Genomic DNA, 25,738 nt, shown 5'->3' on the forward strand with positions numbered 1-25,738 from the left:
TTCTCCGGCTCCGCCCCATCTATAATGGCCGGCCAATCTTGAATTTCTGATCAATCGCTCGGAGTCACCATGAAACGTATCATGCTGTTTTTAGGCACCAACCTTGCCATCATCGTGGTGCTGAGCATCACGCTGCGCATCCTTGGGGTGGAGCGCATTCTCGACGAGCAGGGCGTGGGTCTGAACCTGAATGCGCTGCTGGTCTTCGCGGCGGTATTCGGTTTCGGCGGGTCGTTCATCTCGCTGGCCATTTCCAAGTGGATGGCCAAGAGGACGATGAGCGTGCATGTGATCGAGGAGCCGCGCAACGCCACCGAGCAATGGCTGCTCGAGACCGTTCGGCGGCAGGCCCGGGCGGCCGGCATCGGCATGCCCGAGGTGGGAATCTACGATTCGCCCGACCCGAACGCCTTCGCCACCGGCATGAGCCGGAACAACGCGCTGGTCGCGGTCAGCACCGGGTTGATGCGCAGCATGAGCCAGGGCGAGGTCGAGGCGGTACTCGGTCACGAGGTGGGCCATGTCGCCAACGGCGACATGGTGACTCTGGCGCTGATCCAGGGGGTCGTGAACACCTTCGTGATCTTCCTCGCGCGGGTGCTGGGGCATTTCGTGGACCGGGTCGTGTTCAAGAACGAGCAGGGCCACGGGCCGGCGTTCTGGATCACCACCATCGTCGCCGAGATTCTGCTGGCGATCCTGGCGTCGATCATCGTGATGTGGTTCTCGCGCCAGCGCGAGTTCCGGGCCGACGAGGCCGGCGCGAAGCTGGCGGGCCGCGATCAGATGATCGGCGCGCTCGAGTCGCTGGCGCGGGCTTCCGGCCGGCCGGTCGACATGCCCGATCAGATGGCCGCCTTCGGGATCCGCGGTGGCGTGCCGCAGGGGATCAAGCGGCTGTTCATGACCCATCCGCCGATCGAGGAGCGGATCATGGCGCTGAAGGGGATGCGCGGCTGAACGCCGTGGTCCGGCGCCGCTTCTGATGTCGCCCCTGTCCCCCGGCAAGCGGGGGAGGGGGCGACGCAACCCGAGCGCGGAATGGTGGGCCACTCGGAGTCAGTCAGCCTCGCTGCGCGGCGATCGCCCGGTCGCTGACGAAGGGGTTGTGTCGGCGTTCCTCTCCGAACGTGGACATCGGTCCGTGGCCGGGAATGAAACGGGTTTCCGCACCGAGCGGCCACAGCTTGGTCACGATCGAGCGCAGCAGGTCCGAGTGGTTGCCCATCGGAAAGTCCGTGCGGCCGATGCTGCCCGCGAACAGCACGTCTCCGACCAAGGCCAGCTGACTGGGCGCATGGTGAAAGACCACGTGCCCCGGCGTATGCCCGGGGCATTCATACACGTCCAGAATCTGCTCGCCGACCCGGACGCGGTCGCCTTCCCGGAGCCAGCGGTCGGGAAGAAACGCGGCCACCTCCGCGGTTCCGAACATCCGGGCTTGCATCGGGAGCTGTTCCAGCCAGAAGCGGTCGGCCTCGGCGGGGCCGACGATCGGGATGTCGGCGCGGTCCGCGAGTTCGCGTGCGGCGCCGACGTGGTCGAGATGCCCGTGGGTCAGCAGGATCTGGCGCAGATCCAGGCCCCGGTTCGCGACCTCGTTCCAGAGCGTCTCGGCAGACCCGCCGGGGTCCACCCAGGCGGCTTCCTGGGTGTTCTTGCACCAGATCAGCGTCGCGTTCTGCTCGAAAGCGGTGACGGGTAGGGAGACGAATCCAAGCATGGCGGGGTCCGTTGGGGCAGAGGAGTTGCGGGCCGGCAGATCCCGCGAACCGGGGCGGCGCTCCGTGCCATTGTTGCAGACGGCGTTTTCCGCTTCCACGTGGGTTAGCAGTCATGGCCAGCGGACACCCCCGATGATGACAGAGGCGTAGGCGTAGGGCGGAAAAGGCCGAGGGCCGTCATCCGCCATTCCCACGCCGGGGTTGCCGCAGGCGCCGGGGAGGCGCGAACGCCATGCGGCGGATGACGCTGCGCTTTTCCGCCCTACGGGTCGCCCGGGACACGAGACAGGCCGTGACCTTCACGTCAGGAACGACGATGCGTCGGTGAATGCGAGGGCTGGAGGGGTTGACACGACATCCCGAATATTAGAAACTACTCATACGTTGATCGCTAGCCCCCCCTGCTGCGGTCAGCGTACTCCTCCATCCTCCTTTGGTGGTTATTCGCGCGGACTTCGGTCCGCGCTTTTTTTTGCTCCGCAGGGCTGGCCCCGAGCGGCAAGCGTCCTGCCGATGCGGCGAATGTGCCACCCGCTTCAGACACGCAGCCCTTGCGATACCCCTTCGGGATCGTTTGGTGGCGCTGCTCGAGATGGCGCGGCGATGCCGCAGCGCTGGCGTTGGGTGTCAAGGGCGGGGTTGTCGTGGCCGCCGCCTGCCTCCATGATCGTGACTGTGTCGTTCCGACTCAACAATCTGCGCAACGCCGTTCTTGCCTTTGTGCTGGTGCCGCTGCTCGGGGTCCTGATCGCCCTCGGCATGCTGGGTCTGCGGGAGTTCGAACAGCAGATGCAGCTGCGCATGCAGGAGGATATCGAACTGGTGGCGCGGTCGATTCGGCTGCCGATTTCGACCGCGATGGTCCGCCGTGACGCGATGGACGTGCAGCAGGCGCTGGATTCGGCGTTCCAGCTGGAGCAGGTGTTCGGTGTCTACGTCTATGACGCTGCCGGCGACCTGATCGCCACCAGCGGGCCGCGCAGCCCGTCGCTCGACCGCCGCCGCGACGCCCTGCTGATCACCGCGACCGGCAGCCAGGGTGCGTTCGACGAACGCCATGGCCGCGAGGTGTTCTCGTTCTTCCTGCCGCTGACCGACGCCGGCGGTCGGATCATCGGCCTTCTGCAGATCACCCGCGACGTTTCCCGTTTCCAGGCCTACATCGCGCAGATGCGCTGGCAGGGCGGGGTGGTGATCGGGGTGCTGTCGTTGTTGTTCCTACTGATGGTGCTGTGGGGTCATTACCGCGCGGTGGGGCGCCATGTGGATCTGCTGGCCCAGGCGATGCAGCGGATCGGGCAGGGCGCGCGCGGGCTTCGGGTTCCCGAAGAGGGTCCGGACGAACTGCGGCTGCTGGCGACCAACATGAACGACATGATCGAGCGGCGCGAGGATTCGGAACGGGCCCTGGAGGCCCAGAGGGCGCAGCAGGCCGAACTCGAGGAACGGCTGCGCCAGTCCCAAAAGCTTGCCGCGATCGGGCAGCTCGCCGCCGGGGTGGCCCATGAACTGGGCACGCCGCTCGGCGTCATTGCGGGCCGTGCTCAGCGGGCGCGGCGCCGGGCCGGAGCGGACTCCCCGCTGGCCAGGGAGATGACGAGCCTGCTCGACGAACTGGGCCGGGTCGAAGGGATCGTGCGCCAGCTCCTGGATTTCGCCCGCAGGAATCCGCTGAACCGGCGCGAACTGAGGCTGAGCGATCTGGTCGTCGATGTGGTGGCCCGCGCGCGTGCCGCGAACGACTGTCCGGAGGTTGACGTCCGGGTCGAGGCGTCCGAGCAGGACCGGGATCTCCGGGTGCAGGCGGATCCGGTGCGTCTGGAACAGGCTGTGGGCAACCTGGTCGCGAATGCGATTCAGTCCGCCCGTACCCAGGTCGTCGTCGCGTGGTGTCGGCCGCAGGATGGCGCGGATGCCGTTGTCGAACTGTCGGTGGCGGACGATGGCCCGGGCATCGCCGAGGAACACCGGGACCATGTGTTCGAACCGTTTTTCACGACCAAGCCCGTGGGTGGAGGAACCGGCCTGGGGCTGGCGGTGGCGCATGCCTCGGTGGAGGATCACGGCGGGAGAATCTGGCTGGATCGCAGCTGGCAGGACGGTGCCCGCTTCGTGATGACACTGCCCGTGCATGGAGAACGCAGCCCGTGACCGAGGGCACGGCGACGCGGGTGCCCGGTGTGTTGCGCGCGGTTTGCGCGGATGAACGGCAACGCCCCAAGGGGGCGGAGACCGTGATCCGCGGTGGCGGCACGGGCACGAGGGGCCGCCGCCAGCGTCGCCTTCCGGACCCATCGTCCCCATTCCAATCCACAGATTGCACGCATCGGATATGGCCGAAAATCTCGCGTTGAACGACAGCTCCGGGCAATCCCTGCCCGAGGCGGTGCTGGTGGTTGAGGATGATCCGGGTCATCGCAGCCTGCTGGACGAAGAACTGACCGATGCCGGCTATGCGGTACACGCGGTCGCGAGCGCCGAAGATGCGTTGCAGGTGATGGGCGAGCGTTCGTTTGCGCTGATCGTGAGTGATCTGCGCTTGCCCGGAGCGGACGGCATGGCGGTGCTGGAACAGGCACGGTCGCTGGTGCCGGCTCCCGGCTTCATCATGCTAACGGGCTTTGGAACCATCGATCAGGCCGTGCATGCGCTGAAGGCCGGCGCCGACGACTTTCTGACCAAGCCCATCGACCTCGAGCACCTGCGCCTGGCGGCGGATCGCGTGCTGCAGACACGACGCCTGCGGGCCGAGGTGCAGCAGTACCGCGAGGCGCTGGGAGACCGCGGGTTTCACGGCATGCATGGGCGCAGTCCGGCGATGCTGCGCCTGTTCGAACTGATCCGGCGAATCGCGCGATCCGACGGCAGCGTATTGGTCAGCGGCGAGTCCGGCACGGGCAAGGAGCTGGTCGCGCGTGCGCTGCACGAGGAGATCCCGCGTGCAAGCGGCCCGTTCGTCGCGATCAACTGCGCGGGCATTCCCGAGACCCTGCTCGAGTCCGAGCTGCTGGGTCACGCGGCAGGTGCGTTCAGCGGGGCCCGCGGCGCGCGCAAGGGGCTGTTCCTCGAAGCGGATGGGGGCACCCTGTTCCTGGACGAGATCGGCGAGATGCCCGCCGCGATGCAGACCAAGTTGCTGCGGCTGCTGCAGGATGGCCGCGTCCGGCCGGTCGGTTCGAACGAGGAGGTCGCGACCGACGTGCGGATCGTCGCGGCGACACATCGCGATCTGTCCGAACTGATGCGCGAAGGCGACTTCCGCGAGGATCTGTTCTATCGGCTGGAAACATTCCAGATCGAGGTGCCGCCGCTCAGGGAACGCGGCGAGGACATTGAGCGGCTGGTGCGTCACTTCCTGCGCAGGCAGGCCGCGGCGCGGGAGATCCCGTTGCGGGGGCTGGCGCCGGACGCACTCCGGTTGCTGCTGGGCTATCGCTTTCCGGGCAACGTGCGGGAATTGGCCAGCCTGGTCGAGCGCGCTGCGACCCTGGCAACGGGCGACGTGATTCAGGCCGAGGACCTGCCCGATCGCGTTCGGGAAGAACCGGGGCATGCCCGGCGGTTCGCGGCCGATCCAGCCGGCGCGGGATCCGATGAGCAGTGGTATACGCTCGAAGAACTCGAGGCACGCTACATTCGTCAGGTGCTTGCCCATACCGGTGGAAACAAGCAACGGGCTGCCCGGATCCTCGGCATTGGCCGCAAGACGCTGTACCGCAAACTGGACGGAGACACGTGACCGTCGGGAACGGATCCTTTTGGCGCATGTATCGATATGATACGCTCCGGGCGGGGCTTGGGCAGCGTCGCTGTTCTCTTGGGGTCCGGATTAATTGCTGATTAATAGGCATTTTTTGGTTACTGAGCGATCTTGGCACGGTCGCTGCTACGTCCCTTGGTGCAACTCAAGCCAATGCAATCCGAAAGGAGCTTATTGATGACCATTCGCAAGACGACGCTGACCCTCGCCCTGACCTCCCTGTTCGCGTTCGGCGGTACCGCCTTGGCTCAGGGGTACGGCGATGCCGGCGCCGGCGCGCCGCCTGCGGCCTACGGTGAACCCACCCCGGGCTCGGCGGCCATCACCGAACAGACCGTCGACACCTTTGTCGATGCCTTCGTCGCCGTGCAGCAGATCCGCGAGGACTTCGCCGAGCGGCTCCAGTCCGCAGCCGACGAGCACGAAGCCCAGACCATGCAGCAGGAAGCTCAGGATGAGATGATGCGGGCTGTCGAGGAATCCGGGATGAGCGTGCAGGAGTACAATGAAGTCGCGATCGCGCTGCAGGACGATCCCGAACTGATGCAGCAAATCCAGGAGAAGGCAGCGGACCGGATGTAATCCGCGCCTCCTCCGCGCAGGCCGGCCCCCTCGGGGGCCGGCTTTTCGCCGTTCTGGGGTCCCTTGAATAATGTGCGCGGCTTGGGTATCCTTCCGCGCTTTCTTGGAACGCCCCGCATCCGGAGCAACAGGCATGAAAACCGTAAGCGCCAAGCCGGCCGAAGTCGAACGCGACTGGTACCTCGTCGATGCCGACGGCAAGACCCTGGGCCGGCTCGCCACTGAAATTGCCCGTCGTTTGCGTGGCAAGCACAAGCCCGTCTACACCCCGCACGTGGATACCGGCGACTACATCGTCGTGATCAATGCCGAGAAGATCCATGTGAGCGGCAACAAGGCGAACGACAAGATGTACTATCGCCACACCGGGTACCCGGGTGGCCTGAAGCAGGCGAACTTCACCCAGATGATCGAGCGTGCGCCGGAGCGGGTGCTGGAGCTGGCTGTGAAGGGCATGCTGCCGAAGAACCCGCTGGGCCGAGCGATGTTCAAGAAGCTGAAGGTCTATGCCGGCAGCGCGCATCGCCATTCCGCGCAGCAGCCGCAGCCGCTCGAGATCTAGTCGCAGTCACAGCAGCAGAGACGACGTCAAGGACAACGCATTCATGGCAATGAACCAGAACTATGGCACCGGTCGCCGCAAGACCGCTTCGGCGCGCGTCTTCCTGCGGCCGGGCAAGGGCGACATTACCGTTAACAGCAAGTCGCTCAACGACTATTTCGGGCGCGAGACCTCGCGCATGGTGGTCCGGCAGCCGCTGGAGACCGCCGAGGCGACCGACCGCTTCGATGTCGTCGTGACCGTGAAGGGCGGTGGTGCCAATGGCCAGGCCGGTGCGATCCGGCTTGGCATCGCTCGAGCGCTGGTTCAATATGACGACACGCTGCGGTCGCCGATGCGCCAGGCCGGGTACATGACGCGCGACGCGCGCGAGGTCGAGCGCAAGAAAGTTGGTCTCGCCAAAGCCCGTCGCGCCAAGCAGTTCTCGAAGCGCTGATGTTCCGGCCCGGAGCCAAGGCTCCAGGCCATCCCGATTGGGGGATCGTCTAGCGGTAGGACTACGGACTCTGACTCCGTCAACCCAGGTTCGAATCCTGGTCCCCCAGCCAACATGCAGAAGGCCCCCTCGCGGGGCCTTCTGCATGTTGATCGAGCACGGCCAGGGTTCGAACCTGCAAGGTTCGACGCGCGAGGCGCAGCCGAGCCGAACAGCGCCGCTTGCGGCGCTGGCCCGAAGGGCGAGGCCGCAGGCCGAGTAATCCTGGTCCCCCAGCCAACATGCAGAAGGCCCCCTCGCGGGGCCTTCTGCATGTTGATCGAGCACGGCCAGGGTTCGAACCTGCAAGGTTCGACGCGCGAGGCGCCCCGGCTATACTCAGAGGATGCAACAGGATCCTCCAGTTGGCAGCGACGCGCCGGAACGCGCAGCCGGCGACTCCGCGGATGCGGCGGTATCGCCGGAGGGCTTTTCTGCCGAAAGCCTGCTGCGTTGCTATCGGGAGTTGTTCGACCGCGCACCCGTGGGCTACCTGGTCGTGGATTCGCGTGGACGGGTTCTGAAGGTCAACGAGACAGGATCGCTCCTGTTTTCGATCGAGCCCACCAAGCTGCTGGGCCGGCGCATTGGGGTGATGGTGGCACAGTCGGAGCGCAGCCGGCTTCGGCGCTTTCTGGCCAGCGTTTTCGACGAGGCGGGGGACCAAACCCAAGAGATTACACTGGCCACCCGGGGCAACCCCATGACCTGGGTTCGTCTGCAGGCGCGTGCCGACGGCATGGGTCATCGTGCGTTGATCGTCGCGACCGATTTTCGGGACCTTGGGGTCAGCCCGGACGAGATGCAGATCGCGGTGTCGGTTTACCGGGTGCTCGACCACGCAGTGATGATCGCCGATGGTGAAAACCGCATCGTCTCGGTGAACCCGAGGTTCACGGAGATCACCGGCTACCCTCCGGATGAGGCGATTGAACGGAAGACCAACCTGCTGAAGTCGGGGCGCCAGGACGATGCCTTCTATCAGCGAATGTGGCACGCGCTCGAAACCCGCGGGCGCTGGCAGGGCGAGCTGTGGAACCGGCGCAAGAACGGTGAGGAATTCCTGGAGTCACTGTCGATCCACACGCTGCACGATCGGGAGGGGCGGGTCCTGCGGCGCGTGGCGCTGTTCTCCGACATAACCGACCAGCGCCGCGCGGTCGAGGAGGCCCAGCGACAGGCCAATCATGATCCCCTGAGTGGACTGCCGAACCGCAACCTGTTCCTGGACCGCCTCGAGCAGGAAGTGCGCAAGGGCCAGCGCAACGCGCGCTCGGTGGCGCTGCTGTATCTGGATCTCGATCACTTCAAGGAGGTGAACGATACTCTTGGTCATCAGGCCGGAGACCGGCTGCTGCAGGAAGTTGCCCGGCGTATCCGGGCGAGCGTGCGCGAAACGGATACCGTGGCCCGTCTGGGGGGCGATGAGTTCACGGTGATAATGGGAGACCTGACCGACTTCAACCGGGTGGATCTCGTGGCCCAGGAAATCGTCGACGCCCTGGCCCGGCCGTTCCCGCTCGGATCGGAAGTGGTCCAGGTGTCCGCAAGTCTCGGGATTGCGTTCTTCCCTGCCGACGCGGACGGTTCTGCTGAACTGGTCGACCATGCGGACCGCGCGATGTATGCGGCCAAGAAGGCTGGAAGGAACCGCTACCAGTACTTTACGCCGCAGCTGCAGTCCAGCTTGCGCGAACGCCATCGACGCATCGCGGAATTGCGCAACGCCTTGTCCAACCGGCAGCTCCAGGTCTATCTGCAGCCGGTCGTCGACCTGCTATCGGGCGAGACGCGGCTGCTGGAGGCTCTGCTGCGCTGGCAACATCCGGACGACGGTCTGATCCTTCCGGCGCAGTTTCTGCCGCTGGCCGAGGATATCGGTATCATGGGTGAAATCGGCGACCTGGTATTCGAGCAGGTGTCCGCTGTGGTCGGAGCTGCTGAACCGTCGCATGCCGAAAATCCGGTGCGTATCGCGATCAACCAGTCGCTGCGCGAGCTGTGCCATGGCCGGGGCGAACGGGGCTGGGTTGGCTATCTGGAGGAATACGGGCTTCCGTTGGACCGGGTGGTATTCGAAATCACCGAACGCACGCTACTCGAGGGCGGCACCATGGTCGAGTCTCAGGTGTGCAGGGAGATCGAGCAGGGCGTGTCGGTGGCGCTGGACGATTTCGGGACCGGGCAATCGTCGATGACCTGTCTCGAACGCATCCCGTTCGAGTACGTCAAACTCGACGGCAGCGTGGTGCGGCGCCTTCCCCACGACCGGCCCGCCCGGGCCTTCCTGGAAGCGGTCATCGTGTTGACCGGCAGCCTCGGGATCCGACTGATTGCGGAAGGTGTGGAGACAGAGGCTGAGCGGGACTACCTGCGGGCCTCCGGTTGCAGGTTCGCTCAGGGCTTTCTGCTGGGCCCACCGGTTCCTGCCGAGTTCTGCCGGTACCTCAGTGGCGGGGCTCCAGCGGATCCGCGTCTTCCCCGGGGTGAAGGGTAACGGTCTCGTGCGGGTCGGCCTCGGTGCGCGGGTCGATTTCGGCGGCGACCACGCTGGTGCGCGTGAGCGGAACGAACTCGGTCATCTCGGGCCGCGGCACCGGGGGCTCGCGGCGCAGCTCCAAGGCCACGAAGATGATGAAGATCAGCAGCACGCCGGCGAATGCGAGCGGCAGTACTGACGCAGAGGTCACGAACAGGATCACGCCAGCGAGTATCGGGCCGACCGCGGCCCCGATGCCGTTCATCAACAACAGGCCGCGGGTGGCCTCGAGCGCGTCGGAGGCCTCCAGCCGGTCATAGGTCTGGGCGACGCTGAGTGCGTACAGCGAGAACGCGAAGCCGCCCCAGAGCAGCGCCAGGGCAACGATCAGGCCCGGCGGGTATCCGATCGCCAGGTAGATCCCGACCGAACCCAGTGCGGTCGCGGCCGATACCACGATCAGCGCCTTGCGCCGGTCGCGCCGGTCGCTGGCATGGCCGATCGGGTACTGCAGCATGGCCCCGCCAAAGATGGCCGCGCTCAGGAACAGCGCGACCCCGGTATCGGCGAGGCCGACCTCGCGGGCGAATACCGCGGCCAGCCCCCAGAAGGCGCCGGTGACCAGGCCCGATACCCCGGCCCCGACCGTGCCTACCGGCGCACGCCGGTAGAGATCCCGCAGCGGCAGCCGAGCCGTCTGGATCGGAACCGGCTGGGTGACGGGCGTCAGCGCGATGGGCACCAATCCCAGCGCGAACAGGATGGCGACCAGCATGAAGCTCTGGACCATTTCCGGGCCGTAGACCAGCAGCAGGAACTGGCCGCCGCCCAGTGCGAGCAGGCTGACCGTCATGTAGATCGCGAACACCTGCCCGCGTTTCTCGACCACCTGCTCGTTCAGCCAGCTCTCGATCACCATGTAGGTGCCCAGCAGGCTGATCCCGTTGATCAGCCGCAGCACCCACCAGACGACCGGATCGACCCAGAGACCGTGGACCAGTGCCGCCACCGCGGAAACCGCCGCCAGCGCGGCGAAACTGCGGATGTGGCCGACGCGTCCGATCAGCCTTGGAATCAGCCACGTGCCGACGATGTAGCCGAGAAAAAAGGCCGACATCACCAGGCCGATGGTGAGCTCGGAGAAACCTTCCGACGCCGCGCGCAGGCCGAGTAGGGTGCCGATGAGTCCGGAGCCCATCAGCAGGATGCTCATGCCGAGCAGCAGGCTGAACACGGAGCGTACGGTGGAGCCCATGGCGCGCGGGTCCGGAGCCTTTGGGGTGGGAATGCCAGAGGCAGTATAGTGTAGCCAATCCCGATGTACGGCCCCGGCGCTATCCAGCGTCGCTACCGAGCGAGACCGCGGAACCCCGATGCAGGAATTCGACCCGACCGAGTACGCCCCCGAGACCGTCGCCGTGCGCGCCGGGTATCGCCGCACCGCCGAGGGCGAGCACTCCGAGGCGATTTTCCCCACCTCGAGCTTCGTGTTTGGCAGTGCCGCCGAGGCTGCGGCGCGGTTTTCCGGCGAACAGCCGGGCAACATCTACTCGCGTTTCACCAACCCCACCGTCCGGACTTTCGAACAGCGCCTCGCTGCGATGGAAGGGGGCGAGGCCTGCGTGGCCACCGCCTCCGGCATGGCAGCGATTTTGGCCAGTTTCATGGGCCTGCTGCGCGGGGGCGATCACGTGGTTTGCTCGCGCTCGGTGTTCGGGACCACCACCGTGCTGCTGAACCAGTACCTGGCACGTTTCGGCGTTGAAGTGACCTATGTGCCGCTGTCGGACCTCGATGCCTGGTCCTCAGCGACGCGCGCGAACACCCGGCTGTATTTCTGCGAGACGCCGTCGAACCCGCTGGGTGAACTGGTGGATATCCGCGCGCTCGCGGCGATCGCGCGCTCCCGCGGGGTGTTGCTGGCGGTCGATAACTGCTTTTGCACGCCTGCGCTCCAGCGCCCGCTGTCCCTGGGCGCGGACCTGGTCATCCACTCGGCGACCAAGTTCCTCGACGGGCAGGGGCGCTGCATGGGGGGCGCTGTCGTCGGCGACTCCGAGCGGGTTGGCAAGGATGTCTACGGCTTCCTGCGCAGCGCGGGGCCGACACTGGCGCCGTTCAACGCCTGGGTGTTCCTGAAGGGGCTCGAGACGCTGCACCTGCGCATGCGCGCGCACAGCGACAACGCGCTGGCGCTCGCGCGCTGGCTGAGTGCGCACCCGGCGGTGACCGCGGCGCACTATCCCGGGCTCGAGGACCATCCGCAGCACGCGCTGGCCAGAGCCCAGCAGCAGGGGTTCGGCGGCGTCCTGAGTTTCGAGGTCGCGGGCGGGCGTGCCGCGGCCTGGTCGGTGATCGATGCGACCCGCATGCTGTCGATCACCGCGAACCTCGGCGATGCCAAGAGCACCATCACCCATCCGGCCACCACCACCCACGGCCGACTGGAACCGGCCCAACGCGAGGCCCAGGGGATTACCGAAGGCCTGGTGCGGGTGGCCGTGGGTCTGGAAGCCGTGGCGGACGTGCAGGCGGATCTGGCCCGGGGACTGGACCGCCTGGTGTGACCGGCGCGGAGCCGCTGCCCGGCTGGTATCGCGCCGCGGTGGCGGCGGTGCACGGCGCGGATGCCGTGCGCGCGGCGCTGGCCCACGAAGCACCACCAGCGCGCCCGGTGCACGTGCTGGCCTGGGGCAAGGCCGCGGACGCGATGCTGCGGGGCGCGGCAAGCGGCTGGCCCGGGCGGATCGCCCGGGCCCTGGTCGTTGCGCCGGCCGGCACGCCGGACCCGAGCGCCGACCTCGAGTTTCCGGTGCAGCGCCAGCCCGGCGATCACCCGGTACCCGCAGCGGCGAGCTTTGCCGCCGGCGAGGCGGTGGCGGCGTTTCTACGCACGGTTCCAGCCGGCGACGCGCTGCTGGTGCTGCTCTCGGGTGGTGCCTCCAGCCTCGCGGAACTCCCGCGCGAGGGGGTCGATCCGCAATGGCTGGCCGAGATCAACGACCGCCTTCTGGGCGCTGGGCTGGAGATCCGGGCCATGAATCGGCTGCGCTCCCGCCTGTCGCAGCTGAAGGCGGGCGGGGCGCTGGCTTTCTGCCGCACCGATGACATCCGCGTGCTGGTGATCAGCGACATCCCGGGGGATGCGCTGGCCAGCATCGGATCCGGCCCGTTCTGGCCGCCGGATCCCTCTGAACCCCGGGAACCCCCGGCCACCGGGTGGCCCGATCTGGACCGCCAGCTGCGTGTTCTCCCGCTGCCGCCTGCGGCCCGGCGCCCGCCGCATCGATGCGTGGCCGGCAATGCTGATGCCCGCACCGCCCTGCTCGCGGCGGCGGCGCGCGACGGGCTGCCAGGCCGGGACCACGGCCTGTTCCCCGACAAAACAGGGCCTTGGCTGGCCGCCGAACTGGTTCGGCGGCTGCGGCATGGGCCGGCCGGGGTGCATGTCTGGGGAGGCGAGGTACCGGTTCGGCTCCCCGCACGCCCGGGCCGCGGCGGCCGGGCACGCCACCTCGCGGCGGAATTGCTGCTGCTCTGGGCCGCGCGGGGCTGGCCGCGGCCGCTGGCGGTGCTGGCGGGGGCGACCGATGGCGCCGACGGCGACGGCGCGGCAGCCGGTGCATGGTTCGGTGATGGACACCCTGTCGTCGATGCCGGCACGCGCATGGCTTTGCGCGATGCCCTGCGCCGCGCCGACACGGGCAGTTTCTGGGACGGGTTGGGGCAAACGTTGCCCGGGAATGCAACCGGAACGAACGTGATGGATCTGCTGGTCGTTCGATTGGGGCCCGAGTCCGTCGTTCCCGATGCGCGGGCGCGGAGCGACGACCGTGCAGATGCGACCGCTCCCCGCGACGGTGGAGCGCCCGTGCCGGAACCCGGAGTCGTGGCGCCGGTCCCGGGTGCCCGGCGGTTGCGCGGGCGGACGCCCGGCGTGCACGCGATGGCGTTGAGGGCGTTGCGGGTGCGCGACCCTGAACACAAGTGCGAATGCGCCAATCGGCTGCTCGAAGCCTGGCGCGCGGGCGATCTGCAGCTGCGGGACGACGATCCGCCTGCGGAACGCATCGAGATCCCTGGCCGCCCTGCGCGGCCGGCGCTGGTGCGGCCGCAGGAGCTGCCGCGGCGCGGCCTGCACACCGAACGCGGGCGCCAGGCCTTGCTGCACGCGATCGCGCATATCGAGTTCAACGCGATCAACCTCGCGCTGGACGCGGTCTACCGGTTCAGGGGTTTGCCTGCGGAATTCGTCAGCGACTGGCTCCAGGTCGCCGCGGAGGAGGCGAGGCACTTTCGCCTGTTGTCCCGGAGGCTCGAGGAATCCGGCTGCGACTACGGCAGCTTTGCCGCGCACAACGGGTTGTGGGAGATGGCGGTGAAGACCGACGCCGATGCGATGCAGCGCATGGCGCTGGTGCCGCGTGTACTCGAGGCTCGGGGGCTGGACGTGACTCCGGGGATGATCCGCCGTCTCGACGCCGCTGGGGATACCGCGAGCGTGGCGGTACTGGAGGTGATTCAGCGCGAGGAGGTGGGCCATGTCGCGATCGGGTCGCACTGGTTCCGCTTTCTGGCGCGCCAGCGCGGGTTGGACCCGGAAGCGACCTTTCTGGACCTGCTGGCGCGTTACATGCCCGGGCGGGTGCGCCCGCCGTTTGCGCTGGAAGCGCGCCTCGCAGCGGGCTTCAGCCGGCGCGAAATGGAAGCGCTGGCGGGTCAGGCGGGCGAGTAGTGGCCGGCCTCCGGCAGGTAGTCCTGCCCGTCGAGCGCCAGCAGCCGGGGGCCGTGTGCGTCCACCGTGAGATACCCGGGGCGTTCATCCCAGGCGGGCAGCACGCAACGCAGGCAGGGTCGCCCGTCGACCTGCAGCCGGTGGATCGCGGGCCTGTGAGTGTGGCCGTGGATCAGCAGCGAGACCCCGTGTGCGCGCAGCACCTCGGCCACGGCATCCGGGTGCACATCGGTGATGTCCCGGGCCTTCTGTCGGCCCGCGTCACGGCTCGCGGCGCGCAGCCGTTCCGCCTCGGCGATGCGCTCGGGTAGCGGGCGCGCCAGAAAGCTCTGCCGCCAGTCGGGCTTGCGCACGACCTCGCGAAACCGCAGGTAGTCGACGTCCGCCGTGCACAGGCTGTCGCCGTGCATCAGCAGCGCGGGCCCGCAAGGCAACGGGATGCGCAACTCTTCCGGCGCAATCCGCATTCCGGCCCGACCGGCATACTCGGTGTCGAGCAGGAAGTCCCGGTTGCCGTGCTGGAAGGTGACCGGCAGCGGCAGACGGGCGAGAACGCCCGCGAGCGCCTCGGCCGCTGGAAATCGGGCGTCGTCGCCAATCCAGTACTCGAACAGATCCCCGAGAATGTACAGCGCGGCTGCGGTCCGGGCCGGGCCGTCGAGGAACGCGAGAAACTGCTCGAAGGTAGGGCTGGGCTCCCGATCCAGGTGCAGGTCGGAAACGACCAGGACCGGGGCATCCGGGCTCATTCTCCCGCGACGCGCGTCGCACTTTGAATGATGACCGGATCCGCAGGTACGTCCTGGTGCATGCCGACGCGTCCGGTCTTCACCTGTTCGATCTCGCGGACCAGGCTCATGCCTTCGACCACGCTTCCGAATACCGCGTAGCCCCAGCCCTGGGGGGTCTTGGAGCCGTGGTCGAGGAAGCCGTTGTCCGACACGTTGATGAAGAACTGCGCAGTGGCTGAATGCGGATCCTGGGTGCGCGCCATGGCGATGGTGCCGGCGTGGTTCTTCAGGCCGTTGTCGGCCTCGTTCTCGATCGGATCGCGAGTGGGTTTCTGGTGCATGTCCGGATCGAAACCGCCGCCCTGGACCATGAAACCGGGGATTACGCGATGAAAGATCGTGTTGTCATAGAAGCCGTCGTCCACGTAGCTCAGAAAATTGGCGACCGTCTTGGGTGCGGCCAGCGCGTCGAGCTGCAGCACGATGCGTCCGTGGTTGGTTTCGAGCGCGACCTTCGGTTGATCATCAGCCATGAGAACTCCTGAAGTAGTGGTGGCTAGCAGAAACAGCAAGGGGACGAACAAACGGGGCATGGAGAGTCCCTCTCGGATGTCGTGGGCCCGCGATGGTACCGCCTGTATCCCGGGGCAGGCCAGTACGCTCCGCTGGGTGCATCCTTGGAGCGGCCCGACCGGGTCCGGCAGCCGGTGAGCACACCGCCGGGCTTGCTGCAACCGATCCTGCACCCGCCCGGCCGCAGTTCGGAGTCCGTGATGAGACCCATCTGCGCACCGGACTGGCTGCGCCTGCTGCGTGTGCCACCGCGAACACTGCCGACGGATCCACGACCGCCGCAGCGCTCGAGGGTCTGCTCGCCAATGCTGCGGCCATCATGGCTCCTGCGGCTCGTTTTCTCCGAACTCGCGGGCCTTGAGGGTATTTTCCAGCAGCATGGCCACCGTCATCGGCCCGACACCGCCCGGTACCGGGGTAACCCAGGCAGCATGTCCGGAAACGCTGTCGAGGTCGACGTCCCCGCACAGCGAGCCGTCCTCGAGGCGGTTGATGCCGATGTCGATCACGGTGGCTCCGGGTTTCACCCAGTCGCTCCCTACCAGCCCTGGCTTGCCTGCGGCGGCAATCACCACGTCGGACTCGCGGGCCAGGGCGCGGGAATCGCGCGTGAATCGATGGCAGACAAGCGTCGTCGCGCCGGCGAGCAGCAATTCCAGCGCCATCGGGCGGCCCACGATGTTCGATGCTCCGATCACGCAGGCGGTGCGCCCCTTGAACGGTTCGCCGATCGCGCGTAGCAGCTGAATCACACCCCAGGGCGTACACGGGCGCAGCCGCGGCAGGCGCACCGCGAGCCGGCCCATGTTGTAGGGGTGAAATCCGTCGACATCCTTCGCCGGATCGATGGATTCGATCACGGTTTCCGGGTCGATGTGCGGAGGCAGCGGCAACTGAACCAGGATGCCGTCGATCGCACGATCGCGGTTCAGGCGCTCGATCAGCGCCAGCAGGTCCATCTGCGGCGTGTCCGCGGGAAGGTCGAAGGAGTGCGATTCGATGCCGACTTGGGCGCAGGCCCGGCGCTTGTTGCGGACATAGACCTCGGACGCCGGGTTGTCCCCGACCAGCACCACCGCCAGCCCCGGTGGCCGTAGGCCTGCGGCCTTCATCGCAGCCACTTCCTGGGCGATGCGTTCGCGGTGCGTGGCCGCAATCGCGCGACCGTCGATGATGTTGGCGCTCATGGCAGGGATCCCGGTGGCAGGCTGCGATGATCCCATGACCGGCCTCGACCCTCAAGAACCGGCACCGGCACGCGCCGCCGCGGGGCTTCGTGGAGCCATTGAGCCAATCGAGTTCTTGACCCCGTGGCCGGAGCCGGGCTAACATCCACGGCTCGCTGTACAGGGCTTAACGCGGGTTGGCACTACGGGGTATAGCGCAGTCTGGTAGCGCGCCTGCTTTGGGAGCAGGATGTCGGGGGTTCGAATCCCTCTACCCCGACCACTGCTCCAGGCCATACGCGCTCGTAGCTCAACCGGATAGAGCATCGGCCTTCTAAGCCGACGGTTGCAGGTTCGAGTCCTGCCGGGCGCGCCACCGCCCGGCACGCCGCAACGGTACAGCGAAACGGTGGTGACCGTAGCTCAGTTGGTAGAGTCCCGGATTGTGGCTCCGGTTGTCGTGGGTTCGAGTCCCATCGGTCACCCCACCCCCTTCTAGCCTCTCGGGCCGTTAGCTCAATTGGTAGAGCAGTGGACTCTTAATCCATTGGTTGTAGGTTCGATTCCTACACGGCCCACCAAATAAAACAGTCACTTGCGCTGCCCTGGCGGCATGGCGCAGGTAGCCTTGGAGTTCTCCGGAACCGTTCGGGAACCGCCGAACCCAACAGCAGCCCCGTCAGCGCAGCCGCTACCGCTAGGCGCGGTGGTGAATACCGGCCCTCTGTTGTCGCGCCGGCCCGGACGGTGCGGCTTGAGTTGTTGCGACTATCTTGTGGCACATGTTCCGCCAGATCCGCCGGCAGGCACAGGAGATCGCCGATGTGCGGCCGTTTTGCCCTCCATACACCGCGGAGCCGGGTCGCGGCGCGCTACTTCGATCTGCAGTTGCCGGTCGGCGACGTCCACGCCCGCTACAACATCACCCCCGGCACCCAGATCACCGCGGTTCTCGCCACTCCTGAGACGCCGGTGTCTTTCGCCTTCTCGCACTGGGGCTTCCGGCCTCCCTGGGCGAAGGACGACGCGCCCACGCCGATCAACATCCGCGCCGAGAAGGCCGCGACCAGCCCGTACTTCCGGTCCGCGTTCGCCCACCGCCGCTGCCTGGTTCCGGCCAATGGCTGGTACGAGTGGCGCCGGACTGAGTCCGGCAAGCAGCCGTACTACATCACGCTGAAGGATCCCGCCGACCGGGACGAGGTCGTGTTCTTCGCGGGCCTGTGGGAGCCGGCGGGGGAGGGGGCGGAAACCTGCTGCGCGATCCTGACGGAACCGGTGTCGGCGCCCATCGCGTTCATCCACGACCGTCAGCCGGTGGTGCTCGATCCCGAGTGCCGGTGGTCGTGGCTGGATCCGGGGATTTCGGATCGGGAGACGCTGCGCAGGGTCGCCCGGCGGCTGGACCCGGAACGGCTGGTCGCGTACCCGGTCTCGACCCGGGTCAACCGCCCGGCGAACGACGATCCCGGTCTGGTGGAACCGATCGCGGATACCGGGGATCCCGGCGCCTGAGGGGAATCGTAATGGGAGCAGGCCCGAGCCCTGATACACGACGGATCAACGGGCACTCAGGGTCACGTTTCACCGAGCGATTGGGGCGGGAGCACCCGTCGCTCTCGCGAACGGAACCGTCCGTTGTTCCAGCGCCCAGACCGACACAGCACTGCTGTCATTCATTCCGCGTGGGGTTTGCTCCGGCCGCCGGATCGGGGTTCAATGCCGCGGATGCCCGAAAGGCTTCGAACGACTCCATGGCATTCAGGAACCTGTGATAAACGATTCGTCCAGAAGTCAGTTCGCGACTGATTCGCTCGAGAGCCTCCGCCGCCGCCTGTTGGATCTGACGGCCCGGAACCGGCTCCTGAACTTCACGCATGGCCGTGCGGGGAACGTCCGTGTCATCGACGAACTGCCGAACGAATTGCACCGGCTGTTGCTCTCGGAGACGGAGCTGCGCTTCTCTGCGGTCCCCGACCCCACGCGTGAGCAGTTGATCGAGTTCGGGTATCTGCGCAACGACCCCGATACCGGTCTCGACGAGCGTTTGCGCAAGGATCCCACGGCCGCGGAATGGGCCCGCACGCTAGGGCTTGCGACCGACTACGAACTGCCGAACCCGCCAGAGGAAGGCCAGCCCGCGGCGAAGCACCGGGACCGGGCGGTGCAGACTCTGATGTTTCCCGCCGAGATGGAAGCGCGCCTGCGCAAGTTGCGAAACAGCGCGGAAACCGCGATCGAGGAAACCGGCGCGAACATCTGCTACGTCGCATTCGGTTTCCTCGAATGGTTCGAGAACACAGGCAGCGACAAGGCCCGGTTGGCGCCCCTCCTGCTGGTTCCGGTGCGCATCGACCGGGGTCGGCTGAACGCCGAGAGCGGGACCTACAACTACGCGATCTCCTACACCGGCGAAGAGATCCTTCCGAACCTTTCGCTGCGCGAACTGCTGCGCGCCGATTTCGGGCTTGCGCTACCGGAGCTCGACGAGGACACCCTGCCGGAGGACTACTTCGAGGCGGTCGCGAAGCTGATCCGAACCCCGCAGCCGCGCTGGACAGTGCGCCGGTATGCGACGGTCTCTTTATTCAATTTCAGCAAGTTGCTGATGTATCTCGATTTGGATCCTCAGCTATGGCCCGAGGAGCGGCCGATCACGTCGCATCCGATCGTCAGCCGATTTTTCGCCACGCGTACCGACGAAGGCCTCGGCACCGGGTTCGGCGACGAGTACGCGATCGACGAGCTCCCGGACGTCCATCTCAGTTATCCCGTCATCGATGATGCCGACAGCTCCCAGCACAGCGCGCTGGTCGACGTGATCGAGGGAAAGAACCTCGTGATCGAAGGCCCTCCGGGTACCGGCAAGTCGCAGACCATCACCAACCTGATCGCGGCGGCGCTCGCCCAGGGAAAGAAAGTGCTGTTCGTGGCAGAGAAGCTGGCCGCCCTCGAGGTGGTGAAGCGGCGGCTCGACCACGCGGGGCTGGGCGACTTCTGTCTGGAGCTGCACAGTCACAAGACACAGAAACGCAAGGTGCTCGACGACATCGACGCCCGCCTGGGCAATCAGCGGTCGTACCGGACACCGCCGAAGATCGACGCGGACATTCGACGTTACGAGGAGTTGAAGGAGGAACTCAAGGCGTACGCGGAGCAGATCAACAGCGAGTGGCGCAGCACCGGCCTGTCCATTCATCAGCTCCTGATGGGCGCCACGCGCTATCGCGAGGAACTGGGGATCAACCCGGTCACCGTGCATCCCGAGGGCTTCGATGGCGGCATGTTCACCGGCGAGATCCAGCGCAAGAGCCTCGACCTGGTGCGCACCCTCGGCGACATGCACCGGCAGGTCGCGGACCAGATCGGCGAGGGTGCGGCGCTGTACGACCATCCATGGTTCGGTGTCGGCAACCGCGATCTCCAACTCTTCGACACCGATCGTGTCGTCGGGCCGTTGCAAGCCTGGCAGCAGGCATTGGAGACGCTCGAAGGTCTGAGTCGGCAGGCCGCCGAGCTGCTGGGGGCCGAGGGCGGCCAGCATTTCGCCCGCTTCGATCAGCTTCGGTCGCTGATCGACGACCTCGGCGCGCTGCCCGCGTTGCAGGGCGACGAGGTACTGTCGGCACTGCCGCGGCTTCGGGGCGACGCGCTGCAGCGGCTCGAGCGACAGTTGCATCTCGCGCGTGAGATTCGCCGGATTCGCGCGGAGCTCAGCGATACCGTCCGCCCGGGTGTGCTGGAAAACGCGGAGCTGCAGGAGCGCCTGCAGAGGGTGTGGGCCGAGTTGCGCGCCCTCGGACTGGACGTCGAGCTGCGCATCGATCACCTGGCTGGGCACCTGAAGGCAGTGGAACAACTCGGCGACCGCCTCAAGCAGGTGGCGGAACCGATGGTCGAGGTGTCGGTTCGGCTCGGACGCTCGGTTGCGGATCGGGTCCGGCCGACCGAAGGGGGGCTGACCGAGTTTCGGGAGTTCGTCGAGTTGACGAATCGCATCCGGCCGGCGCTTCTCGGCATGCGCAGCGAGATCTTCGAGGATGATGCACTGGATGACCTGCTGCCCGCGCTGAAGGGCGAGCTGGATGCTGTGGCGGCCGCGCAGGCCGAACTCGAGCCCCTGTTCGCGCTGGACCGGCTTCCGCCGGTGTCGGATCTGGACGAGATCCGGCGTGGCCTCGCGCGGACGGGACCCTTGCGCTGGTTCAACGGCGCGTACCGGGGCGCGCGCAGCCGGATCAGGCAACTCGCGGCGGGAGCCGGCATCCGGGTCCGGGATCTGGTCGGCCACGCGCCGCGCCTCCACGGCTTCGCGGCAACGCGCAACGGGATCGAAGAGAACACCCGGTATCGTCAGACACTCGGCAGCCATTTCGCCGGGACTGCCACGCCGGTCGACGATCTGATCGAGTTGCGGTCGTGGTACAAGGCCGTACGTCACGAATTCGGGGTCGGTTTCGGACCGAAGGTGGCTCTGGGCGACACGCTGCTGCGCCTGGACGCGACCTTGGTCCGGGGTATTCAGTCCCTGGTCCAGCAGGGATTCCTGGACCGGATCGATGATGTCCTCGCGCGGCTTCGGGCTATCAGGGACGTGTTCCCAGGCGATGCGTCGATCCAGCAGCGCGATGCGCCCCTGATCGGCCCGGAGGCGCCCACGACAGCTCTGGAAAACCGGCTTCGACAGAGTCTGCAGGCGATCGAGGATGGATTGCGGACGGACTCCGAAACCCGCCTCGAGGCGCTGCACGCGGCGGTGGTGGGGCTGGAGAAGCTGCGTACGTTGACGGATGCCTGGTCGCTGGGGATGATCGATACCGCCTGGTTCGAGGGGCAGATCGAATGGCCCTCCGCGCCCGAACACTTCAGCGAGGACACGCTCGCGACGCTCGAGCACACCGAGGAACTCGCGCGCGTGCTCGATCAGGGGATCGGCACCGATCTGCTGCGCAGCGCCATCTACCGGCATCCCGACCCCGACTTTTTTGGCACGCTCTCGGCTTTCCACACCCGGATGCGTGACGGCTGGCAGCAGCACCTGGAGCAACGGGACGCATTCGCCGAGATCACGGAGCTGGATCGCGACGCCTGGGAACGCCGCAGCGACGGAACGCTGGCCTGGCTGCAATCGAGAAACCGCCGCGCACTCGAGCATGCGCCGTCGCTGGCCAACTGGGTCGATTACGTTCGCGTCCGGCATCAGTGCGAGGTGGCGGGCTTTCGCGGATTGGCGATGGCACTGGAGGCCGGCACGCTCCAGCCGCAGGATGTCGAGCAGGGGTACCGGCTCGGAATCTACGACCTGCTTGCCCGCGAGATCCTGAAGGAGATACCGGGTCTCGCGCGCTTTTCGGGCAACGCGCATCTGGCACTGCAGACACGCTTCCGCGAGTACGACGAGAAGCTGAAGCAGTTGCAACGCCAGCGGATCGCGGCCCGGGTCGCGAAGAACAAGGCGCCCGAGGGATCGTCGGGTGGAAGAGTCAGCAACTACACGGAACTTGCGCTCCTGCGGCATGAGGTGGGCAAGAAGCGGCGGCACATCCCGCTACGGCAACTGGTGTCACGCGCCGGGAACGCGCTGGCGGCCTTGAAGCCGTGCTTCATGATGGGGCCGATGTCGGTCGCGCAGTATCTGCCCCGGGGCGAGATCGAATTCGATCTCGTGGTGATGGACGAGGCTTCGCAGATGAAGCCGGAAGACGCCCTGGGCCCGATTGCGCGGGGTCGTCAGCTCGTGGTGGTCGGCGATCCCAAGCAGCTACCCCCCACCAGCTTCTTCGACAAGATGGTCAACGAAGAGGACGAAGACACCACCGCGATCGAGGACTCGGAAAGCATCCTCGACACCGCGATGCCGATCTTTCACGCGCGGCGGCTGACCTGGCACTACCGCTCGCAGCACGAACACCTGATCGCGTTCTCGAACCACTCGTTCTACGACGGGAAGCTGGTGGTGTTTCCGGCCCCCCACGCAGAGTCCCCGGAGTTCGGCGTGAAACTCACGCGCGTGCCCCGCGGCCGGTTCGTGAACCGGCGCAACGTCGAGGAAGCGCGGATCATCGCCAGGGCCGTTCAGGCCCACATGGTGGAGCGCCCGCAGGAGTCGCTCGGTGTCGTCGCGATGAGCGCGGAGCAGCGCGACCAGATCGAGCGCGCAGTTGAGGATCTGTCGAAAGAAGACGCGCGGCTTCGTGACGCCATCGAGGCCCGGCTGGGAACCGAAGAGCCGCTGTTCATCAAGAACCTCGAGAACGTGCAGGGCGACGAGCGCGACGTGATCTACATCTCCTGCACCTACGGTCCCGAGGAGGTGGGGGGCAGGGTGTACCAGCGCTTCGGGCCGATCAACTCGGACGTGGGCTGGCGCAGGCTGAACGTCCTCTTCACCCGTTCGAAGCGACGCATGCAGGTGTTCAGTTCGATGGGTTCGGAAGACATCGTTCTGTCCGAGCGCTCCAAGCGGGGCGTGGTCGCGTTCCGGGACTTTCTGGCCTTTGCCGAGACCGGTCACCTGCGCCGGGACTTCGGCACCGGCAACACCGCGGACAGCGACTTCGAGATCGCGGTATCGAGCGCGCTCGCAGCAGCCGGTTTCGAGTGCGTCCCGCAGGTTGGCGTGGCCGGTTTCTTCATCGACCTCGCCGTGCGCGATCCCGGCAACCCCGGCCGGTACCTGATGGGGATCGAGTGCGATGGAGCCACCTACCACTCCGCGCGATCGGTCCGCGACCGCGATCGACTGCGCCAAGCGGTGCTCGAGCGCCTCGGCTGGCGCATCCGGCGCATCTGGTCCACGGACTGGTATCGGAACCCTCAGGCCGAACTCGAGCCGATGATCCGGGAGCTGAACGCCCTGAAAACGCCGGTCGTGGACACCACGGCGGCCCGCGTCGACACTCGTGAACCCGAGCCGGTCGTTCCGCCGCCCTCCGAAATGCAGCTTCGGGAGACCGAGGAGATCGAGCAGATCGTCGAGGAGGAGGAAGCTCTCGATCGTGGCATCGATCAGGTCGTGCCGTCGGGTCTGAGCCTTCGGGAAAAGCTCATCCGTTTCGACCGGGAGGTCATCCGTGCCGAGCTTCCCGCCACCGCGGACAATCAGCGCCTGCTCCGGCCGGCGATGATCGAGGCGTTCCTCGAGTACAAGCCCGTCTCGAAGAGCGAATTCCTCGAGATGTTCCCGCTGTACCTGCGGCAGGCGACCGATACCCGAGAAGCCACGTACCTGGACCGGGTCCTGAAGATCATTGAGGAGTCCGAGGTCGATGCGGAAAGTTGAGGTCCCACGGTCCTATTCTCGACCTGTCGAGCTCCATGTGAACGTATCTCTCGCCTTCTTGCACCGGGGGCTTCCGGCCGCCCTGGGCCAAGGACGGCGCGCCCATGCCGATCAACCTAGCAGCCTGCCGGACTTGGGCTGCTAGCGGAAGCCTGGATCCCCGGCGCGGATGTATGGCACTTCGGAAGGATCCCGGGTGCGCACCACCGCGGTCTTGGTAACCGGTGATCACGGATCAAACCACCCACTGGCCCCCGCGCCAGCGCCTGACTCACTCGAGGTAATGACCATGATCTCAATGACAAAGCGCCTGTTACTGGTATTCGGAATGGCACTGTTGCCCTTCGCCCTGTTGGCCGGCCCGCCGGATGACGCGGCAGCACTGGACGGTGTCGGGCAGGGAAAGGTGGTGTTTGACATCAACAACAGCAGCGCGAGCTCCCTGAACCTGTACCTCGCGGTGATCCGGGAGACCTACGACGACCTGGTCAGACAGGGTGTCGAACCCGATATCGTGCTTGCCTTCCGCGGGCCGGCGGTGACCCTGGTATCGACGGATCGTAGTCGGTTCGATTCCGCCGATTCCGATGCCCTAGACCAGATCGCCGATTACGTCGCGGATCTGGAGATGCTGGGCGTTCGGATGGAGGGCTGCGGGGTGGCCACCCGGTTGTTCGAGGTCGATAACAACACCCTGCTGGCGGGGATCGAGCCGGTCGGCAACACCTTTGTCTCGTTGATCGGCTACCAGGCCCGAGGCTATGCCGTGATTCCGATCTACTAGGCTTCGTGAGGGTGCGCTGGGGAGCATTGCGCTTTTGTCCCAGCCGAGTTCGGGCGCTGGACATCGCGCCGGGCACCGGCCGTGCGTTCCTGTGCGCCAAGGCTTCGAACCGAGGTTGACTCGGCCGCGTCCCTCGTGCATGCGCTACCATGAATGAAGGCGTGGTCTTGCGGGGTGCTTCGATGGGCATTCAACAGGCGGTTCGGATGAATGGTGAGGCCTTTCTGGCCTGGGAGGGTGAGCAGCAGGAGAAGCACGAGTACTTTCGCGGCGAGGTCTTCGCGATGGTCGGGGCCTCGGACCGGCACGTGACGATTGCGCTCAACGTGGCGTCGGCCTTGCGCGCGCATCTTCGCGGCGGGCCCTGCCGCAGCTTCATTTCGGACATGAAGCTGCGTGTCGAGGCGGCCGATGCCTTCTTCTACCCGGACGTGATGGTGACCTGCGACGAGACGGATCGCTCCAGGGATCTGTACAAGACGGCGCCCGTCCTGGTGGTGGAGGTGCTGTCCCCCGGCACCGAGGCCTTCGACCGCGGGGCAAAGTTCGCCGCGTACCGGCTGTTGCCGAGCCTGCGGGAGTATTTGCTGATCGACCCGGCCACGGGGGCGCTGGACCTGTACCGGCGCGATCCCGAGAATCACTGGGTACTGCATCCGCACGGTCCGCACGAGGCGGTCGAATTGCAGAGCGTTGGCCTGAACCTGACCGGTGCGCGGATCTTCGAGGACGCCCCGTGGGGCCCGTCCAGCAATGAATCGGCGTGATGTCAGCTCCGGGCGACCAAGCGGGATCCCGCGTGAATCCATCGGCCGACCGGTCAGGGACGCAGGGCGACGGTCGCGCATCTCTGCACGACCGCAGCCCTGCTGCGGCACGAGGAGG

18 protein-coding genes, 5 tRNA genes, 1 other RNA gene and 2 pseudogenes are annotated in these 25,738 nt (G+C 66.6%); 20 read left to right on the forward strand and 6 right to left on the reverse strand.

Annotated features, from left to right (window positions below):
• Positions 1–69: 69 nt before the first annotated feature.
• A complete protein-coding gene (gene htpX / locus THITH_RS03730; RefSeq protein ID WP_006745830.1) occupies positions 70–960 on the forward strand; it encodes a protease HtpX in 891 nt (296 codons plus the stop codon).
• 103 nt (positions 961–1,063) lie between these two features.
• On the opposite strand, the gene THITH_RS03735 is transcribed toward htpX, so the two are convergent.
• Entirely contained in the window at positions 1,064–1,723 is a 660-nt protein-coding gene (locus tag THITH_RS03735; protein ID WP_006745829.1) for an MBL fold metallo-hydrolase, read from the reverse strand.
• A 111-nt stretch (positions 1,724–1,834) separates the two neighbouring features.
• Positions 1,835–2,027: pseudogene (locus THITH_RS19005) on the reverse strand (hypothetical protein).
• A gap of 372 nt (positions 2,028–2,399) precedes the next feature.
• Here THITH_RS19005 and THITH_RS03740 point away from each other — a divergent pair.
• The 8 genes from THITH_RS03740 (at position 2,400) to THITH_RS03770 (ending at position 9,600) form a co-directional block, all read left to right on the forward strand.
• Positions 2,400–3,875: a sensor histidine kinase gene (locus THITH_RS03740; protein WP_025367241.1), complete on the forward strand. Its 1,476-nt coding sequence runs from the start codon at positions 2,400–2,402 to the stop codon at positions 3,873–3,875.
• 181 nt (positions 3,876–4,056) lie between these two features.
• Positions 4,057–5,463 carry a sigma-54-dependent transcriptional regulator gene (locus THITH_RS03745; protein WP_006745827.1) on the forward strand — a complete coding sequence of 469 codons (1,407 nt, stop codon included), beginning with the start codon at positions 4,057–4,059 and terminating at the stop codon, positions 5,461–5,463.
• Between the two features lie 198 nt (positions 5,464–5,661).
• Positions 5,662–6,066: a DUF4168 domain-containing protein gene (locus THITH_RS03750; protein WP_006745826.1), complete on the forward strand. Its 405-nt coding sequence runs from the start codon at positions 5,662–5,664 to the stop codon at positions 6,064–6,066.
• 133 nt (positions 6,067–6,199) lie between these two features.
• Positions 6,200–6,628: a 50S ribosomal protein L13 gene (gene rplM / locus THITH_RS03755; protein ID WP_006745825.1), complete on the forward strand. Its 429-nt coding sequence runs from the start codon at positions 6,200–6,202 to the stop codon at positions 6,626–6,628.
• A gap of 43 nt (positions 6,629–6,671) precedes the next feature.
• Positions 6,672–7,064: a 30S ribosomal protein S9 gene (gene rpsI / locus THITH_RS03760; RefSeq protein ID WP_006745824.1), complete on the forward strand. Its 393-nt coding sequence runs from the start codon at positions 6,672–6,674 to the stop codon at positions 7,062–7,064.
• 38 nt (positions 7,065–7,102) lie between these two features.
• Positions 7,103–7,176: transfer RNA gene (locus tag THITH_RS03765), tRNA-Gln, on the forward strand.
• Between the two features lie 34 nt (positions 7,177–7,210).
• A non-coding RNA gene (locus THITH_RS17535) (RtT sRNA) lies at positions 7,211–7,343 on the forward strand.
• A gap of 106 nt (positions 7,344–7,449) precedes the next feature.
• A complete protein-coding gene (locus THITH_RS03770; protein WP_006745823.1) occupies positions 7,450–9,600 on the forward strand; it encodes a sensor domain-containing protein in 2,151 nt (716 codons plus the stop codon).
• Here the strand turns inward: THITH_RS03770 and THITH_RS03775 are convergent.
• A complete protein-coding gene (locus THITH_RS03775; RefSeq protein ID WP_006745822.1) occupies positions 9,551–10,837 on the reverse strand; it encodes an MFS transporter in 1,287 nt (428 codons plus the stop codon). The genes THITH_RS03770 and THITH_RS03775 overlap by 50 nt on opposite strands.
• A gap of 118 nt (positions 10,838–10,955) precedes the next feature.
• Here THITH_RS03775 and THITH_RS03780 point away from each other — a divergent pair, with 118 nt between their 5' ends.
• From THITH_RS03780 to THITH_RS19015, 3 genes and pseudogenes are all read left to right on the forward strand, one after another.
• On the forward strand, positions 10,956–12,149 hold the full coding sequence (locus tag THITH_RS03780; protein ID WP_006745821.1) for an O-succinylhomoserine sulfhydrylase: 1,194 nt from the start codon (positions 10,956–10,958) through the stop codon (positions 12,147–12,149).
• 38 nt (positions 12,150–12,187) lie between these two features.
• Positions 12,188–13,339, forward strand: a pseudogene (locus tag THITH_RS19010) (DUF4147 domain-containing protein); the annotation flags it as partial.
• A gap of 189 nt (positions 13,340–13,528) precedes the next feature.
• Positions 13,529–14,317, forward strand: coding sequence for a ferritin-like domain-containing protein (locus THITH_RS19015; RefSeq protein ID WP_051418736.1), 789 nt, complete (start codon positions 13,529–13,531; stop codon positions 14,315–14,317).
• On the opposite strand, the gene THITH_RS03795 is transcribed toward THITH_RS19015, so the two are convergent.
• The 3 genes from THITH_RS03795 to folD all read right to left on the reverse strand — a co-directional run bounded on the left by THITH_RS03795 (position 14,302) and on the right by folD (position 16,808).
• Positions 14,302–15,066, reverse strand: a complete 765-nt coding sequence (locus THITH_RS03795; protein ID WP_006745819.1) for a UDP-2,3-diacylglucosamine diphosphatase — start codon at positions 15,064–15,066, stop codon at positions 14,302–14,304. The two genes, THITH_RS19015 and THITH_RS03795, sit on opposite strands and share 16 nt — an antisense overlap.
• Positions 15,063–15,641, reverse strand: coding sequence for a peptidylprolyl isomerase (locus THITH_RS03800; protein WP_025367243.1), 579 nt, complete (start codon positions 15,639–15,641; stop codon positions 15,063–15,065). Before THITH_RS03800 ends, THITH_RS03795 begins: the two co-directional genes overlap by 4 nt.
• Before the next feature lie 297 nt (positions 15,642–15,938).
• Positions 15,939–16,808: a bifunctional methylenetetrahydrofolate dehydrogenase/methenyltetrahydrofolate cyclohydrolase FolD gene (gene folD / locus THITH_RS03805; protein WP_025367244.1), complete on the reverse strand. Its 870-nt coding sequence runs from the start codon at positions 16,806–16,808 to the stop codon at positions 15,939–15,941.
• Between the two features lie 185 nt (positions 16,809–16,993).
• On the opposite strand from folD, the gene THITH_RS03810 reads away from it, so the two are divergent.
• From THITH_RS03810 to THITH_RS03845, 8 genes are all read left to right on the forward strand, one after another.
• Positions 16,994–17,070, forward strand: a tRNA-Pro gene (locus tag THITH_RS03810).
• 16 nt (positions 17,071–17,086) lie between these two features.
• Positions 17,087–17,163 (forward strand) — tRNA-Arg (locus tag THITH_RS03815).
• Between the two features lie 36 nt (positions 17,164–17,199).
• Positions 17,200–17,275 (forward strand) — tRNA-His (locus tag THITH_RS03820).
• Positions 17,276–17,292: 17 nt separating this feature from the next.
• Positions 17,293–17,368 (forward strand) — tRNA-Lys (locus THITH_RS03825).
• Between the two features lie 241 nt (positions 17,369–17,609).
• Positions 17,610–18,302 (forward strand): SOS response-associated peptidase, encoded by a 693-nt coding sequence (locus tag THITH_RS03830; protein ID WP_006745816.1) that lies wholly within the window; start codon positions 17,610–17,612, stop codon positions 18,300–18,302.
• A 256-nt stretch (positions 18,303–18,558) separates the two neighbouring features.
• Positions 18,559–24,069, forward strand: a complete 5,511-nt coding sequence (gene hhe, locus THITH_RS03835; protein WP_006745815.1) for a DUF4011 domain-containing anti-phage protein Hhe — start codon at positions 18,559–18,561, stop codon at positions 24,067–24,069.
• 292 nt (positions 24,070–24,361) lie between these two features.
• Positions 24,362–24,853, forward strand: a complete 492-nt coding sequence (locus tag THITH_RS03840) for a DsrE family protein (protein ID WP_408645505.1) — start codon at positions 24,362–24,364, stop codon at positions 24,851–24,853.
• A gap of 182 nt (positions 24,854–25,035) precedes the next feature.
• Positions 25,036–25,620, forward strand: a complete 585-nt coding sequence (locus THITH_RS03845) for a Uma2 family endonuclease (protein WP_025367245.1) — start codon at positions 25,036–25,038, stop codon at positions 25,618–25,620.
• Positions 25,621–25,738: the final 118 nt, after the last annotated feature.

The sequence above is a fragment of the Thioalkalivibrio paradoxus ARh 1 genome (assembly GCF_000227685.2).
Lineage (GTDB): Bacteria > Pseudomonadota > Gammaproteobacteria > Ectothiorhodospirales > Ectothiorhodospiraceae > Thioalkalivibrio > Thioalkalivibrio paradoxus.

Coding starts and splice junctions, on each gene's coding strand:
- htpX (WP_006745830.1), top strand. CDS start 70: ATGAAACGTATCATGCTGTTTTTAGGCACCAACCTTGCCATCATCGTG.
- THITH_RS03735 (WP_006745829.1), bottom strand. CDS start 1,723: ATGCTTGGATTCGTCTCCCTACCCGTCACCGCTTTCGAGCAGAACGCG.
- THITH_RS03745 (WP_006745827.1), top strand. CDS start 4,057: ATGGCCGAAAATCTCGCGTTGAACGACAGCTCCGGGCAATCCCTGCCC.
- THITH_RS03750 (WP_006745826.1), top strand. CDS start 5,662: ATGACCATTCGCAAGACGACGCTGACCCTCGCCCTGACCTCCCTGTTC.
- rplM (WP_006745825.1), top strand. CDS start 6,200: ATGAAAACCGTAAGCGCCAAGCCGGCCGAAGTCGAACGCGACTGGTAC.
- rpsI (WP_006745824.1), top strand. CDS start 6,672: ATGGCAATGAACCAGAACTATGGCACCGGTCGCCGCAAGACCGCTTCG.
- THITH_RS03770 (WP_006745823.1), top strand. CDS start 7,450: ATGCAACAGGATCCTCCAGTTGGCAGCGACGCGCCGGAACGCGCAGCC.
- THITH_RS03775 (WP_006745822.1), bottom strand. CDS start 10,837: ATGGGCTCCACCGTACGCTCCGTGTTCAGCCTGCTGCTCGGCATGAGC.
- THITH_RS03780 (WP_006745821.1), top strand. CDS start 10,956: ATGCAGGAATTCGACCCGACCGAGTACGCCCCCGAGACCGTCGCCGTG.
- THITH_RS19015 (WP_051418736.1), top strand. CDS start 13,529: ATGGCGTTGAGGGCGTTGCGGGTGCGCGACCCTGAACACAAGTGCGAA.
- THITH_RS03795 (WP_006745819.1), bottom strand. CDS start 15,066: ATGAGCCCGGATGCCCCGGTCCTGGTCGTTTCCGACCTGCACCTGGAT.
- THITH_RS03800 (WP_025367243.1), bottom strand. CDS start 15,641: ATGCCCCGTTTGTTCGTCCCCTTGCTGTTTCTGCTAGCCACCACTACT.
- folD (WP_025367244.1), bottom strand. CDS start 16,808: ATGAGCGCCAACATCATCGACGGTCGCGCGATTGCGGCCACGCACCGC.
- THITH_RS03830 (WP_006745816.1), top strand. CDS start 17,610: ATGTGCGGCCGTTTTGCCCTCCATACACCGCGGAGCCGGGTCGCGGCG.
- THITH_RS03845 (WP_025367245.1), top strand. CDS start 25,036: ATGGGCATTCAACAGGCGGTTCGGATGAATGGTGAGGCCTTTCTGGCC.